We start from the raw sequence: 16691 nt of genomic DNA on the forward strand, positions 1-16691 counted from the left end.
ATTTGCTATGATTGGAGGTTTTTGTTTAACGATTTACCAAACTCAATCAGATCAATCATAAGGCTCAGCCTTTTTTTAAAAAGCGTTTTTACTGGGTGGTTTTTTCTGGATTTTGAGCTTTTTTAATTTTCATGGGAGTTTAAGTACATTTCTTCACAAACTTATATTAGTTTGCAACTAAGATTTAAGAACATAATTGATAAATTCTGTTTTTGCTTTAGTGTACGCTTCACGAGCATTGCTATATTTTTTTGCCAAATTTCTTTTAAGAATAGCGTATTCATCAATAAACTGGTGATTAGTCCGTAATAAATCACGAAAAAGTAGCTGATTATCCCACCGTTCTTCTCCCTCAAGTAAAATATGTAAATGTACTACTCGTTTGTCGTTAATTACTTTCACAAAAAATCTTTGCCAAGGTCGATTGTCTATGTTAGGAGGTACATAATGCCAGTCGTGATTAGCTAACAATGAAGATATTTCTTTTATTTTTTGAAATGAATCAATTTTAGCCATTAAATCAATGATTGGTTTAGCTGGTAAATTAGGAATAGATGTACTTCCATAATGTTGAATTCCGTTATGCCGAAAGTTGAAAGAAGATTAAGAAGAAGTGCTTTTTCCTGATTCTTGGGATTTGGTTCGACAATGTCTATTGTCTCATTAGCCCATACGGGCCATGTGCTTTCATCATGAATATCTTTCATTTTACTCTCCCTCATGATTTTAATTTTTTCAGTTTCAGAAAAATCTTTGTACCTGCATTCTATTACAAACGCCTCAGCAACCTTCCTTATTGAAGTAAAGCACCTGTTAGCATTCCTGTAGAGCGTTAAATATCGGCTTTGAAAAAAACAGAGCCCCTCAGTATGATGAGAGTACACACAAACCAAAACTCATCTTAAGGAGGAAGCTCTACTATGAATTTTAAAATGCAAAACAAACAAAATCAACTAATTGAAAGAATCACGAATCGTCATCTTGTTGTAGGAATTGATATTGCACAACAATTTCATGTTGATCGAGCTGTTAACTATCGAGGAATTGTGGTCGGTCATCCTCTAACCTTTGAAAATAACGATGAGGGGTTTACTAAATTTCTAAGTTGGATCAAAGAACTTAAACGAATAAACCGTTTAGACACTGCCATCGTGGGCATGGAACCTACCGGTCATTACTGGTTGAATCTATCAAAATGGTTATTTGAACAAAACGTTGAAGTTGTTACCGTAAATCCGCACCTTGTTAAAAGGAATAAAGAGAACCGAGATAATACCCAATCTTAGAGCGATAAAAAGGACGCTCTCGTCATCGCTGATGTAGTGAAAAATGGCTATTATACATTGATTAATCATAGCCCAGAATCCATAGAAAAACTTCGAGTGCTTATGTCTAACAGGGACATGATTGTTAAACGGCTTGTCAGCTCAATCAACCAAATAAATCGCTGGGTAGATATCGTCTTTCCTGAACTACGACAAGTCTTCAAAGATGTAACAGCTAAGGGAGCTATCGCAACCCTTCGCTTATTTCCCACTCCAGTCGAACTACGTTCGTTACAGCCTCAAGATATCATTATGGGATGGAAATCAGTGATGAAAAGACATGCAGGTGTTCCAAAGGCTCATTCACTGATCGACTTAGCGAACAAATCGGTTGGTACAAAAAAAGCTCTTGATGCTTATAAACTTCATTTGAAGCAATTGCTTGAGGAATACGATCTTGCGACCGTCCAACTTGAAGCAGTTGAACAGGAAGTCACAAACATACTCATGAAAATTCCTTATGCTGAAAAAATACTAGCGATTAAAGGAATTAGCACGATTACACTGGCTGGTATTCTTGGAGAATCGGGTGATTTAAGTGGTTTCCCTCATGGCAATGCTTTATTACGTCACGCAGGACTGCACCTTTCCGAGGCAAGCTCTGGAAAATGGAAAGGTCAAATTGTTTTATCCAAACGTGGTAGGTCCCGACTTAGACGTTTCCTATTTCTTGCGACGATGAGTCTGATTATGAATAACCCAGAGTTCCAAGCCATTCACGCCACAAATGTTAAGGTGAAAAAAACAAAGAAAATGAAGTCTGTCATGAAGTTATGCGGTAAACTCGCCAGAGTTTTAGTGGGAATGGCCAGAAGTGGATCTGACTATTCCCCAGAAAAAGTTTACCCGATCAGTCCAGAAGCAGCATGAAACTTACCTTTTGATATTGTCATTCACGAGCATTGGCTTATTCGTAGGAATTCAAAGAAAGCACGAGTACTGGATGTAATGAACAAAAGGGCAATGACCCGTTCCGTTAGCAAAACCGGCCTCCACCCCTTGGATAGGCATGACGAAGGAATGAAAGGGCATATGAATATGACCCGTTGAGACATGGGAGGGAAAGCCTCCAAGGGCGGCGTGGAAAATGCGTGCAGCATATGTAATAATATGGGATTTTCAATAGATCCCCTATTTCAATCTGCCCTCATCTTATCAAAACGGTCCTATCTCTTTCGTTCATCTAAAGCAACCTATACCATGTGGTTTGAAATCCTGCGAATAAGCGAGTATTCGTGAGCATTATCTATTAAACTGAGGGAGTTCATTAAGGGGTCCTACCAACAACGTCAGCAACAGAAGGTTAAAGGTAAAAGCAAAAAGAGAAATCAATGGGAATTAGAACGTTAATACGCCTTCTTTTATGTCAACAAGGTTAATAAGGGGTTCCAACAGAATTTTTCTGCATAATTTACTAATCTAAGCTTTATTTTTTTGCCAGCTCAATGGATGGTATATATTTAGTCAATTTAATCATAATTATTAGTAAGGGTGTAACATAACAACAAGAATTCACATACATACACCCTGCCTTTTTTTAATCAACAGAAAAATCAAGTAGTGAAATTTCTACCAACTAGCCATAAAGACAATCTGGTCTGTAAAAACAGTTAAATTTCATCTGAAAAACTCTACTTTTTTATGCATCTAAAAGCTTCTTCAAAAGCTTAAAACATTGATTCATCAACGATGTATAAAACCATGCATAACCAATAAAAACGAGCGACATGAAATCCCTTGAACGCCAAGGGGTTTTTAGTTTGCTAACTTCTTATAGTTGACCTTATGTAAAGTTGGGGTCCATGCAGCATACAAACCCGTTCAGCGATTCAATAAGATGAGAGTGAAATGCACGCTTTAATTGAGTTCTAACCATGCAATAGCAAAAAACAGTGCCATCACTATAAAATGTTGGCACTGCTATATTCAGGGGTAAAATATTTTGTTGATTTAGAACGTACTTGATACTTTAACAGCATTTTCAATTCCTGTTGCTAACTCTTATGTTGTGATATTTTGATTTCTTATTGTCTTTATAATATCTTTTTAAAACTATACTCCATTTCTCCACCTAGAGCGTCGGGTGTATCACCAGTTTCTCTAAAATCATGCGTATATATTTGTTCAAACGGACCAAAATTTACTTGCTTATAAAATTCAAAACAAGGGAATCCATCGTGTTCACCGTGAATATCGATACTACCATCTTCTTTAATACGTACAGTTAAAAGATAATCAGCGGGAGGTGCATATACATTTAGTGGGTTGCTCGCACTAGCACTCATATGAAATTTGACGTCATCCTCTCCCCATATAATATCCGTGCACAAAATACGTTCCGTACTAGCTTTTCCTGTCCTTTTATTAACGGAACCATCAGGAGTTGTGATTCTTTCTGTTGTTATGCCAGTATTCGCATATGTGAAAATTTCTTTTTTATAAAAATCTACAACTACCTCTTGTTCAACTCTGGAACGCATAGTGTTGACAGCATATGGTGTGAATTCACGCGAGTCACCTTCGAATTGAATCAGGTTTCCTGTTTGAGTATCCTTTTTAGTCTCAGTCCAAGACATTGGAATAAATACACTTGCTCTAACTTTAACGATAGTATTCATGAGATACACCTCTATTTTTATTTTGGATAATCATATTGATCCATTTCGTTTAAGGATGTTACAACGCTTCTCGCTTCTTCACTGTCTTTTCCAAAGTAAGGACAATCATCGCTAACAAAATAACAATGGCTGCCAGAAGTAATGCGTTGCTATAAGAGCTATAAGAAGAGTTATTCAATATATTCCAATGCCCAATTTTTAAATCAAGGAAACGACCGTATAATGAAATCCCGATAGCGGAAGCTAGGAATGTCATTAATGTGAATAAGCCCAGCCCAATTCCAATTTGCTTTGGTGGTAAAATTTGTGATATATAATTGGAAAATGCTGTTTGATTTGCTGTAAAACCTAAAAATACGAAAATGGCCATTAAAGAAATCCAAATTGGAGAAAATCCAACAATTGTAGAAAGTCCCAAACAAGCGATAGCCATCAAAACAAAACTCCATTGATTGACAAATTGGCTACCTTTTATTTGAACTAAACGGCCAACTTGTGAGCCCAATATAGTCGTGAAAAGCGCACCCGGGAATAAAACAAGCCCAATCCAATCAGTAGATAAACCGTTCGCTTTTGAAAGCATTAGCGGAAGGATGAATAGCGTTCCCATATAGGTGATCGTATTTAAAAAACTCATTAAAAGTACTAAGCTGAACGAGCGGTTTTTAAAAATTTGAATCTCGACAAATGGATCGGCAGTTCGCTTACTTTGCAAGTAGAAAACAAATAACAGAACAACTGCCACCAGAAGTAGCCAACTAGAAACGTTGATTCCCATTAAAATGGCCGTAATCGCAAGCATAAAAATAATCGCACCAAGAATATCGAAAGTCCCAGTTTTTGTTTCTTCTTTAGGTACGTACTTAAGGAAAATAGGTAGTCCTAATAAACTTAAGAAATTAATTGCGAATAATGCTTCCCAACCAAACCAATCTGTTAAAAAACCACCCAAAATAGGACCAACTGCAGCCCCTAGTGCAACGATTGAAAAGACCATTGCGAGCATTTTACCACGGTATTCTGGTGGATAAAATCGAGGCCCCATAACCATACTTAATGACGGAATTGCTGCTGCACCAAATCCTTGGATTATTCGTGCGACTATAACCCATCCAAAGTTAGTGCTGAAAAATCCAATCAATGAACCGATCATGAAAATGATAAGGCCTATAACAAGTAAACGTCGAATCGGAAAGATGTCAGCCAATTTCCCGAAAATAACGGCTCCGATACCAAACGTCAAACTAAATATTGAAGTAACCCAGCTCACTTCAGTAGGTGTTAAAATAAATTCTTCTGCAAATTTAGGCAATGCAATATTCATCATTGTCGTATTCATCGTTGCGAATATTAGAATAAAACAAATAGAATAATTTAATCGTTTTAATTGATTACTCATGTATAATATTTTCTCCTGTTCAAATGTTTTCTATATTTTTTAAATGTAGAAGGAGCTTAGAAAAAATCCCTGTTAATTGGGAAATTTCTTCCTCGCTTAAAATAGAAAAGACTTCCTGATTCCCTGAAATCCTCTTAGGTCGCGTAGCTTGTAATGCCTTCTTACCTTTCTCAGTCAAAAGAACGCGGGTAATTCTACGATCCTTTGAGTCCTTGTATATTTCCAAATAGCCTCCTTTTTTTAGACGATCAACAACACCTGTGATTGCTTGTTTTGTCACTAATGTATTTTGATGGAGATCCCCCATAGATAAATTAGGTTCAGCGTTTAACAGCGACAAAATCATGTATTGCTGTACACTGTTTAGATCTGCTTCATGCGCATACTTTCCACCTAGTCTTTCCAATATGTTAGCTACACGGATAATGTCCAATGCGATGTTTGCCAGCTTGGTATCTTTATCTTCCATATATCTTCCTCCTCTATGTAGAATTACTTAACATGTTGACTTTTTTAATTATAGTTATTTTTAATATAATAGTCAATATGTTGATTAATTTAAAATAAATTCGAGTATTATGTTAACCTTTTCAATATTTCGCTACCCAGAAGTGAACGCAAGATAAGTTGCATATTTTAGAAACGTATATTTATGTATGAAAAGCGTCATAACTTTTGAGTTTGACACCTAATGTGTTTCCTTTAAGTACAAAGAGTTTAATCAAATAACAAAAATTAATGAACATAGAATAATGGTCGGGTTTTATTACACATAACCCTAGCAAACTGAGATTTTTTAAACCAATGTTCAGAAAAGAACGAGTTTTGTTACAAAGTTTAATTTAAACAGACGGTAAAATAGCAACAATTGTAGTAATCATTAATCTACGCATTTTATTAATAAAAATATTATTAAAATAACCTATATTAAAATTTTCCATTTATAAAATGAAATTCGTGAAGTTGCTGAAATAGTTGCAATTGTTATTCGAATTTAGTAAGAGGTATTGATGGCTATGCCCTACCAGAAACAAATTACAAAGGATTAATCTTTTATAAATAATCAAACTTTATTTATTCACATCCATTGAAAAAATCATTTTGGATAAATTACTAGAAACAGGATAACCATTTCATTTTCAAAAACACACATATCAAAATAAAAATACTCTGGAGACTATCTCATCCCCAGAGTATTTTTACATTCTTAGATATATATTTTTTATTTAACAGCTTCTTTTAATTCCTTACCTGGTTTAAAAGCTGGAACTTTAGAAGCAGCAATATCGATTTCTTCACCTGTTTGTGGATTACGCCCTTTTCGAGCTGCACGTTCACGTACTTCAAATGTGCCAAATCCAACTAATTGGATTTTCTCCTCTTTAGCGAGTGTGGTAGAGATCGTTTCAATCAATGCATCCACTGCTTTTTTAGCGTCTTCTTTAGTTAGTTCTGCTTGTGTTGCCACAGTATTTACTAAATCAGTTTTATTCATAGTCAAACACCTCGTCCTTTTTTCTAAATAGTATGTAGAACTGACAACATAACATATCATCTATATGTCTGTCACACGGTAAGGTTGGCTAAAAGGAAGCAAAATTCTTGTAAGGATGCTTAGAATAGCACTTTACCCAAGTCCGATAATCAGTATTATGTAAACAAAAGGTGTATTGCATAAAAAGAAGAATTCATAATACTGAAAAATTGGATATTTCACCCAAACTACTGTTGTATTTACTACACGCTGGCTTCTAATTCAAACCTTAAATATTCTAACAATTGTTCAGGTTCTTCATCAATTAATCTCTTATTTATTAAATCAATTAAATCATTATCGTTAAGGATTATTATTAACTTTTTATCATGATTAAGTAACTCTTTTTGCTCTTCTCGTCCGTTCGGTGAATGCCCATTTCTAGAGAAAACCACTCCAACTCTCCCAATAGAATCTTTTTTAAGATAGTTTGAAACCTGTAACAACTCGCTTTTTCCTACCTCATCAGTGAGATTTTTAAATTCAAATACTATATTTTTTGAAGAATAGGAAACTCTTAGTTCTTTCCAAAAATCGTGTATTCCAGTATTAGAAATTATTGCATCTCTAATATCCAAGTTATTATCATTTCTGGAATGAAATTTAAGAGTGAAATTTCTAAACGAATCCTTAAAAACAAATTTAAGGATGTCGATACAGATGGTTTCGTATGTTTTCCATCCTTCATTACCATGTGGACATTCCTCTAACCTTTTTATTAAACTTTTTGCAGTATAATATTTCAAGTCAATGTTTTTATCCATTATCACTCCTTTGAGATAAGGGTAAATAACAGATCTTTCTAATTCTAAGTCTTTTGCCTCTTTACCGATTTGAATTAAGTCATTTATATCTAAAAAAATTGCCTTATCAATATACTTTTCTCTAATTCGTTTAGAAATAACTGTTGAACTTATAACAATATATTGTTCACTTGTTAATAATCTCATATCAATGTTTTCAAAATTCATCTTTTCATTTTTCTTAAAGTAAATAATTTTATAATGCTTCAATTTTTTACTATGGATATCAAACATTTTTCCTTCTTTATAATTTAGGTTATGGGATATAATTATGCCTAGATGTTTCAATATACTATCTGAATAGATATGAAAAATTGTTTCATCCAAATATATAGTAAATAAATTATGTAATTCATTGCGTATTTCATATTCAACATTTTGAGAAATCATTTGTTTATAATTCTCTTTATACGTATTTAGTTCAAACCCCATATCAATATTAACAATCTCGTCTTCATTATTAAAGAAATCATCCAGAAAAACTATTTCATTAATATATTCATCAATTTCAATAGAAAAGCCATTATCTTGTCCTGGTACCACCCCTGTACAAAGAAATAAACCACTTTGCCCAAATTCATTGGATAATTTTAAAAAGGATTTTGAGATAATTACTTTTATATTCACACCATTAAAGTACATAAAGTGTTTAAAAATATCAGGATATATTTCTGTAACATAATTTTTATATTCCAACCACCACTCCTGTTGGTACTTTTGTATAAATTCTTTGTGGTTTTTAGGCAAAAGTCTTTTTTGAAGGATAATTTTTTTAACTTCTTTTTGCAACTTTCTTAATTCCTCTTCTATTGATTTTTTTTCTATATCCTTCATTTTTTTACCATTCCATATTCTATACGGTGGTATATCCAAATATCCAAGAGCTTTATAATCTTTTAGAACCTCTATGTTGACTTTCTTTTCAATAATTGACTTCTTTGTTTCAGACATAATTATTTCTGACTTATGAGGATTATCTATAAACTTAAAAGCTAATTTCTGAAGTAGCTTAGAATAAATGGTAAGTTTTATATCTATTAGTTCTAACTTCCTATATATATCTGAGTCATATGATAAAAATATATTTCCTTCATCATGAGATCTATTAAGTATTTCTTTGAAAAGGTCTTTGTCAGCTGTGCCGTCTTTTTCTTCTAAGCTGTAAAATACCTTTAAATCAAGATTTAAGTTTGCATTTAGATAGTCCTTAAAGTCAGGTTTTTCAAGACAAATTCTTATAAAATCATTTATTTCCCTCAATTTTGAGTTTACTTTTCCTTTATCATCATCCTCTTTCCTAAGATTAGAAATCGTTGCTAAGTATTCTAATGCATTATTTAAAATAATCTCTTGTTGCATTGCTAAATCCCTCCTTATAAAATAATCTAAAAACATTTGTCCTAATTGTTTCAAAAATTCTAATCTATATGCCATATTTACTCATTCTTTTAAATCCTAACTAAATCCATCAGTTAATAAAAACGCATTTTCTTTTTACAAGTTGTATATTTAAAAAAGAGGGTATTAAACCCTCTTTTTAACCACACTTTACATTTACAATCTTCCATATTAAAGGTTATATTTTGCCCTCCTCATTCTAAATGCACTGTCTCCTCCTTCCAACGTCTGAATAACTGATTGCTTTACACGTTCTGAATCAACAGAACCAATAAATCCTCCCTTTATCATTCCTTGCCCGTCTTCCTCATGCATAACAGCAATTAGTTCAGCATCCCCAAATACCGGAATATTAGCATTATGTGTAGAAAATATAAATTGTCGATTCATTTTATGCTTCCTAAGTTCACTCACAATATTATTTGCAATAAAAGCATTGTCAAGATTATCCTCAGGTTGATCTATAATTAGAGGATCTTTATTGTCTAATAATAAAATATTTAGTATTGCTGTACACTGTTGCCCTTTTGAAAGTTTTTCAAGAGATTTGTAAGCCTCACCTTTAGGGGTAACATTTAATTGAATATCAATTACATCTAATAATTGAATTTCCTCCAACTGTAGCCTATGTTCAATAGTCATTCTAGCTAAAATATCTGCTTTAGCTTGTGACAATCCAAACTCTTTGTACTTTTCAAATAAGTTTGAAGATCCTTTATCTAAGTCCTCACACAGAGCTGGTATAGAAAGATCCACTGCTTCATTTATCCATTCAAGAGTTTTCTCACCAAGACCTTGAAAGTTTGCCAAAAACCTAATTAAATTACTTCGATTTTTTCTAGGTTGTAAATTGATTCTAAGTTTCCCTTTTAAAGGACCCTTGTTAACTTTTTTTATGGTTCCGCGCAACTCATCTTCAACACCATCTTTATTTTTACGAAGCTTTTCTAGTAGAATTAAACGCTCATCTTTTAATTTCTTGTACTCCTCTGTTTTTTGGCCTTTTTGTTTTGAAAGAGGCTTAATACGAGCAATGTTACTAGATATGCGCTTGTATTCTTCAGCAATATCCTTACCCGACTTACCATGAATATCTGGAATTTCTCTAATTGATTTATGGATATCTTTTTCAATCTCTTCTTTATTCTCTTCCCATCTATTTTGAATCTTACTTGTATTTACCTTAGCTTCATTAATAATTTTTTCATATGATTTATTCAAGGTACTGATTTCCCCATTCACCTCAGAAACAACAACTTTAATTTCATCAAATAATTCTTTATGTAAAAAATGTCCATATTCTTCATCTAAGGAATGAACTTTAAGAATTGGAAAATCACTTTTCCGTTGTTCGAGATCACTATTTAATAAGCGAAAGAACTCTTTTTCTTGAGATATTATATCTACATTTTTCAGTTTTTCTCTAATTCCTAATTCATCTAATGCACGAATTTTTTCCTCAAGACCAGGAAGTTGCTGAACCTGTTGACCTAAATCATCAATGACCTCTTTAATTGTTATCATACCTTCTCTATTACGTTTTAAATCTCTTAAAATCTGATCCTGTTCATTAATTATTGTTTCTTTCTTAGATAAAAATCGATCCAATATTTGAATTTTTGATTCCTCATCTTCAATTAATTCGATGATTTCATTTTGTCCTATTATCTCAATAGCTGGAAGTATATCTTCCAATTTTAAATTTGAAACTATATCATCCATATCAGTTATGACCAAAGGATTACCATATCTTTTAATTATTTTGTACACTTTTCCATGTTCCCTATTAGAGGAAATGGTTAATTCTATCCGGCCATTAGCTATACCTAAGTTATATTCTATAAGCTTAGTAGAAATCTTTTTAGAGCTAGGACTCTTTGGTTCAATCTCTAAGGCATATCTAATAAGTTCTAATAGGGTTGACTTACCTGTTCCTCTTCCACCAATAAAGGTATTTAAATGTTGCGAAAACCTTACATCAAAACCATCCAAATAGCCGCCAAAAACCTGAACTCTTTCTATAACACTGTGATGATTTTCATTCATTTCTGTTGCTAACTTAACTCTAGACTCAGGATCATTAAATGCTTGTGTAAAACAGTTGAAGTTTATCTCTGACATCTTAATTAAACAACTAGCTTCTAATAATGTGAGATCAGATGGCTGTGAAACATCTTTAGCATTAATTAATCCAATTGGTTGATTACGAAAATAGTTTGGATCTTTATTCTCTATAATATTTTTATAACTAAATTCTAAATGTTCTCTTGAAGAAGGAATTTGGGCGGCTTTAAAGTGTTCACTCTTCCATACATGCTGCATCTGTCCCATTTTTAAGATTCCATTATCACTACTTATATGGGCTGCATACCAAAAACCATTTAAATCATCGACTACTATTCTCCCAATATCTCGGCAAGAAAGTCGACTAGGTGCTACTCCATCTTCCTCATCAATTAAATCTAATTTACCCAAATATCTTTCCAAATTTCTAGAGGTAGTATTCTCCGGAAATAAGCAAACAATATGTATTTTTTCTGCAGTTGAAATCTCAAAACCCGGAAAAACAACAATACCATTATCAGATAATAAAGTTCTTAGTTGTTCTCCAGAATGTATATTTCCATGATCGGCTAAACCTATTACTTGAATCCCTTGTTCCCTACATATCTTTAAGATCTCATCATTATATTCTTTTTCACTCATAGAATGTACTTTTCCTCTATACTTTATATAATTGTAAGGATTAACCTGTAAGGCACATTTTATAAACTCCGCGTAACTATTTTGCATGAAGACTCCCCTTTTTATCTTTATTCTTCACTAAAAATTTTAATCATTACTTAAATAAAAATGCTTTATGTTACCATATTATAGTAAAGTTAAACAATTAAATATAAAAAAGGAAGTGCACGAGGAAATATGTTTACTATTATAAGATAAATAGTTTACGATTATTAAAAGATATATCAAAATATTCTACTGTTTATAACTGATATATATAGGAAAGTTTTTGCCTTTTGATTAAATTTAAAAGAGACAGAATAAAAGAGAAACCCCCGAAATACTAATTTATCACAAGAAGGTGATTGTTATTCATTATAGCTTTCCAAAAGATATTACAGATTCTATGAGAACATGTATTTTATCCATTTTTTGGCCTAAATCTGAAATCATTTCTTTCTTTAGAAGCAATGGTTGCACCAAGCGTGATCTGCAAAATGTCGCAAATTACGATGAAACCAATTTAAGTAGAGCAAAAATTGTAGATACACTCTTCGGCAATCTTCAAACAAGAGAAGGTGGAGGGTTAGGACCATTCAGAAGTATGCTGCAATCGTTAGTAGAATGGAATCATTTTGACCCTTACTATTTTAAAAAGCTTAAAAAATTAGATGAAAATGAAGCATTACGAAATATAAACCACTTAAAACAATTGCAAGAAATTAGAGATGAAAAGATTAAAAAACAAAAACTACAGAGAATGAGAAAAGAGGAAGAAATCAATCAAAATCGAAAAAACTTTCATGATCTTAATATACAGTACACCAATCTATATAAAGGTCTAAATGAACAAGGAAAAGCCATATCGATGCAACAAAGAGGTTATTTACTAGAAGATTTCATTAAAAATTTATGTATTTATGAAAAAATATCTATTGCCGACCCTTTTAAAATAATTGGAGAACAAATAGACGGAGCAATAAAGTTTGAAGGTGAGAATTATATACTTGAAGCAAAATGGCAGGAAGCGTTAGTAGCCTCTAATTCGCTTTATCAATTTGCTTATAAAATTGAAGGTAAATTTTATGGAAGAGGTATCTTCATATCAATAAATGGCTTTTCAAGAGAATCTGTAGAAGCTTTAAAAATAGGAAAAGCATTAAAGACAATATTAATTGATGGTTCAGACCTCGCTTTTGTTGTTGAAGGAATATACAGTTTTAATGAAATCCTAGAAAAAAAAATTAGTGCAGCCCAAACAATGGGAAAGATCTATATAGATGTTAGCACTATGCAAGATAAGAAAATATAATCTGTTTCTTTTTCTTAGTAAGAAAAGGGTGCGCCCAGAGTAACACCAAATAGTTGGATGGTTTAATAACAATTTATCGTTGTTGATTCAAAAATCAACAAAGGTAAAAAAACGGATATCCCCCCCTTTTTTTCAAAAAGTAGCTGCTTTAATTCATATAGCAGCTACTCCTTTTTACGTGTTTCTCCCTATTATAATTATCATTTTTTCGGTGTATTCTCATACTCTCTGACCAGTTTATAAAAGGTCGTCTTTTTTAGGCCTAGCTCCCATAGCCTTCATAGCTGTTATCTCTCCTGTTTTCCATAGATCATAACCTTGTTTGAACTCTTCAGTTACTTGGGCTTTCGGTCTGCCGAAGAGCACACCGTTTTGTAAAGCAACATCAATTCCTTCACGCTGCCGTTTTCGAATGCGGTCCCGTTCCTCTTCCGCCATCCAGGAAAGAATCTGCAAAACTAAATCCGCGATGAATGTTCCCAAGCTATCTTTATATTGTGTAGTGTCCAATAATGGCATATCTATGACCACGATATCTGCCTGGATGTTTTTTGTGATGTCATTCCATTCCTGAAGAATCTCTTTCTTGTTCCGTCCAAAACGATCCAGTGAATTAATGTATAGAACATCCCCTTTCCGGACCATGCGTTTTAATAATTGATATTGAACTCGGTCAAAATTTTTCCCACTTTGTTTATCCATAAAAATATCTCGTTCTTTGAGACCATTTTCAAACATGGCTTGAAGTTGCCGTCCCTCATTTTGCTCTTTGCTGCTGACCCTTATGTATCCAAATTTACGAACATCCATTTTTTTAACTCTTCTTTCTATTTTCTTTCTCTTATTCTACCAAAAGCGTTCGTAAAAGTGCAGGCAAAACGAAGAACGTTCGTAAAGTGTTTTTAAACTTTAACGAACGTTAAAATGAAAGGATTTTACATAAAAAATAACCGTTCGTAAAAGTCTACTTTTACGAACGGATGATTTATAGATAGTTTGAACAGCTCTAATCGTGGTCTAGACGAAAAAACGAGGAAAACGCACGAAAAATGGATTGGACGAATCTCTATTTTTGCTCAGATTAAATTTAGTTCTAATTCGCTTTTTACTTCTCGGTGATCTTTCCTATTTGAGTGTATGTAATATTTTTCGAAACTTTTTAACTATTAACCGTTGTAAATGTAAACGCTTTCATCTATACTGATAGTTGGTTGGATGGCATGTTTGGCTGTCATAGTATTTGGCGTAGGTGGGGCCGATACGAGGAACAGGGCAAATAAAAATGTCCCTTTTTAATTTTATAAAACTAGCTTTTATACATAGCCGTTAGGCTTCTTTAACTAAACCCCTTGGCCGTCAAGGGGGTTTTTAAGCGTAAGTTCCTCTTAGATTATTTATTTATAATCTGAACTCTTTCTATGAAAATACAAAGAAATCTAGTTAAGTTAAGCTAGTTTTTTAAACTCATGGCGTTTTTCTATACGTTTTTCAATTTTTTCTAATGCTTGTTTATCATTAAGTAGTTCTTGTCTATTCTCTTGCATTAACTCTTTAAATGATTTTTTCTTGACAGATCTTCGCAAAATAAATACTCCTTTCTTTTTATGGATTGAGAGTGTTTTATAGAATTTACAAGCTAAAATGTAACTTATCTAAATAATACAACAATTCTGTAAGTTTATATAATAATAATTCAACAATTCTGTGAATTATTGAGCATCTGTTCAAGAGATTTAGAAACAATAAGTGGGACCATGAGCTATGATTTAAATGAGATGGTATCAATTCGGTACCACGCTATTGCTTTTCGTTCAATATCCAATACTAGCTACAAAAGAAAAGAGCATGTTTTGAAAAAAGACTGATAAAAACATGCTCTTAACATATTCAATTAAATGATACTTTTTTAAAAAAGTTTAATCATTTTCCATACTTCTTAAAGAACTAACGCACCTTTTAGTTTAAGTGTATTTATTCATAAACTTCGTTAGTTTTGCATTATGAAAAAGGTAGATCTAAATCTCTGTTCATTCATTACAGTAATAATGCCTCTTCTAATGCACCCATTAATCCAAAAACAAGCAAAACAATTAATGATTACTTAACTGGTCTAATAAAATTGCAATAAACACTGCTATAATGTGACCTATTGCAATAATGGCAAAATGATAACCCTCTAATCCATCAAATATTTGAAAAGCTATTGGAAATAAGATAGTTACAATCCCGAAAATTATAATTATTAAACCTATCCAATTAGCTAATTTTGCTTCGTTTTTAGGAAAAAAGGTGTTGTTATAGCCTGCAATAAATGTTGTTGTTCCCTTTTTCTTCATTATAAATCCTATATAGATAAATAAAATACCTAAAGCAACTACACACAATGATATTAAAAGCATTATTCTATATTCCTCCCATAATCCACATCCCTTATATCCAAATTATAACATTATCTCTTGAACTCCCTCAGTAATATTCCCAAATCCTTAATTTAATAAATTTATAATTACCATTTCACGCTAACTTTGTTAAAAATAATATCTCCCTTATGGAACTAAACTGCCCCTTTAGTTGCATAACAAAAAGGTTGCTTCAGCAACCTCACTTAATGAACTAAAGCACCAGTTAGTTCTATAAATTATTTCATTGATCTTGCAACTTCCAACATTTTATTCCTTGATACCCGTGAGCTCTCCATTTCTACATAAGTTCCTTCTTGTATCCAACGAAGTAAACCACCAGTAACAAGTTCTCCCTTTTTATCTAACTCACCACTATTACCCCATTCTACAAAAAAGCCTTTATTACCGTTTATATCTACTTGCTCTGCATTTATGTTCATTTCTTTATTAGAAGATTCCTTACTTTGCCCAATATGAATTAGCATATATTTATCGTCGCTATCCATATAGTGCAAGCTAAAATTAGTGATTTTATCTTTTTCATCCCAAGGGTATGTTTTTATTTCTAACGTCCAATCATTAGGAATATTTTGAGGAACAACTACTTTAAAATCAACTTTCCTCTTGATTTCAGAAATAGTTATACTATCGTGATTATATTTGATTTCTTTAGCTTGAACTATTAGTGGAATGTTTTGAAATAGAATAAATACAACTAATAAACGTATAAAAAGTAATTTCAATTTACTACCTCTTCCTGTTTGGTTTTTACATAGGTAGTTTTTCCAATTTGATGTTTCTTATTAAACTAACCTCCCTCAATAAAGAAAGCAAAACCTCTCGATATCTCCGTTTTTCTTAGATTTTCATAGTAGTTTACCTGCCTGTAATCACTTAATAGTTGGGGGAAAATCACTTGAATGGAAAAATTAGACCTTTGGAGAAAAAAGAATTATAGCCCACTAGCCAACAATTTACAGAAATTGGTGAATGAGTTAAATTATGATCGCACTGGTGGATATCCACATTTCTCATGGAGGTCAACCCTCCCATGCCTCACAGAGTCTTCGCTCTCAAATTCCTTCGTCCAACCTTTCCATGAGGTGGATGTCAGCCATGCTGCCCCACAGGGTCCTTGCCCGTAATTTAGTTGCTTTGCCGACTAATCCGTGCTTC

Annotated in this window: 10 protein-coding genes and 3 pseudogenes; 2 read left to right on the top strand and 11 right to left on the bottom strand. The window is 32.7% G+C overall.

What is annotated here, in order from left to right:
• Positions 1–177 precede the first annotated feature (177 nt).
• Positions 178–707, bottom strand: a pseudogene (locus SB775_RS25845) (GrpB family protein).
• 213 nt (positions 708–920) lie between these two features.
• Between SB775_RS25845 and SB775_RS25850 the strand changes: the two are divergent.
• Positions 921–2195, top strand: a pseudogene (locus SB775_RS25850) (IS110 family RNA-guided transposase).
• Positions 2196–3358: 1163 nt separating this feature from the next.
• On the opposite strand, the gene SB775_RS25855 reads toward SB775_RS25850, so the two are convergent.
• The 6 genes from SB775_RS25855 to SB775_RS25880 all read right to left on the bottom strand — a co-directional run bounded on the left by SB775_RS25855 (position 3359) and on the right by SB775_RS25880 (position 11870).
• Positions 3359–3943: a DUF3238 domain-containing protein gene (locus tag SB775_RS25855; protein ID WP_410863979.1), complete on the bottom strand. Its 585-nt coding sequence runs from the start codon at positions 3941–3943 to the stop codon at positions 3359–3361.
• Between the two features lie 58 nt (positions 3944–4001).
• Positions 4002–5342 (bottom strand): MFS transporter, encoded by a 1341-nt coding sequence (locus SB775_RS25860; protein WP_410863980.1) that lies wholly within the window; start codon positions 5340–5342, stop codon positions 4002–4004.
• A gap of 19 nt (positions 5343–5361) precedes the next feature.
• Positions 5362–5811 carry a MarR family winged helix-turn-helix transcriptional regulator gene (locus SB775_RS25865; protein WP_410863981.1) on the bottom strand — a complete coding sequence of 150 codons (450 nt, stop codon included), beginning with the start codon at positions 5809–5811 and terminating at the stop codon, positions 5362–5364.
• Positions 5812–6564: 753 nt separating this feature from the next.
• Positions 6565–6837 (bottom strand): HU family DNA-binding protein, encoded by a 273-nt coding sequence (locus tag SB775_RS25870; protein WP_410863983.1) that lies wholly within the window; start codon positions 6835–6837, stop codon positions 6565–6567.
• 242 nt (positions 6838–7079) lie between these two features.
• The gene (locus SB775_RS25875; RefSeq protein WP_410863984.1) at positions 7080–9038 is read right to left on the bottom strand and encodes a hypothetical protein; all 1959 of its coding nucleotides are present in this window, start codon (positions 9036–9038) and stop codon (positions 7080–7082) included.
• Positions 9039–9248: 210 nt separating this feature from the next.
• Entirely contained in the window at positions 9249–11870 is a 2622-nt protein-coding gene (locus tag SB775_RS25880) for a TrlF family AAA-like ATPase (RefSeq protein ID WP_410863985.1), read from the bottom strand.
• Between the two features lie 292 nt (positions 11871–12162).
• Between SB775_RS25880 and SB775_RS25885 the strand changes: the two genes are divergently transcribed.
• Positions 12163–13113: a restriction endonuclease gene (locus tag SB775_RS25885; protein ID WP_410863987.1), complete on the top strand. Its 951-nt coding sequence runs from the start codon at positions 12163–12165 to the stop codon at positions 13111–13113.
• A 200-nt stretch (positions 13114–13313) separates the two neighbouring features.
• Here the strand turns inward: SB775_RS25885 and SB775_RS25890 are convergent.
• From SB775_RS25890 to SB775_RS25905, 4 genes and pseudogenes are all read right to left on the bottom strand, one after another.
• A pseudogene (locus SB775_RS25890) lies at positions 13314–13923 on the bottom strand (recombinase family protein).
• Positions 13924–14558: 635 nt separating this feature from the next.
• Positions 14559–14696, bottom strand: coding sequence for an FbpB family small basic protein (locus SB775_RS25895; RefSeq protein WP_083450730.1), 138 nt, complete (start codon positions 14694–14696; stop codon positions 14559–14561).
• A 507-nt stretch (positions 14697–15203) separates the two neighbouring features.
• On the bottom strand, positions 15204–15512 hold the full coding sequence (locus SB775_RS25900; protein ID WP_410863988.1) for a DUF3784 domain-containing protein: 309 nt from the start codon (positions 15510–15512) through the stop codon (positions 15204–15206).
• A 239-nt stretch (positions 15513–15751) separates the two neighbouring features.
• Positions 15752–16258 carry a DUF4367 domain-containing protein gene (locus tag SB775_RS25905; protein ID WP_342604190.1) on the bottom strand — a complete coding sequence of 169 codons (507 nt, stop codon included), beginning with the start codon at positions 16256–16258 and terminating at the stop codon, positions 15752–15754.
• Positions 16259–16691 lie beyond the last annotated feature (433 nt).

This window comes from Peribacillus sp. SIMBA_075, from assembly GCF_046534585.1.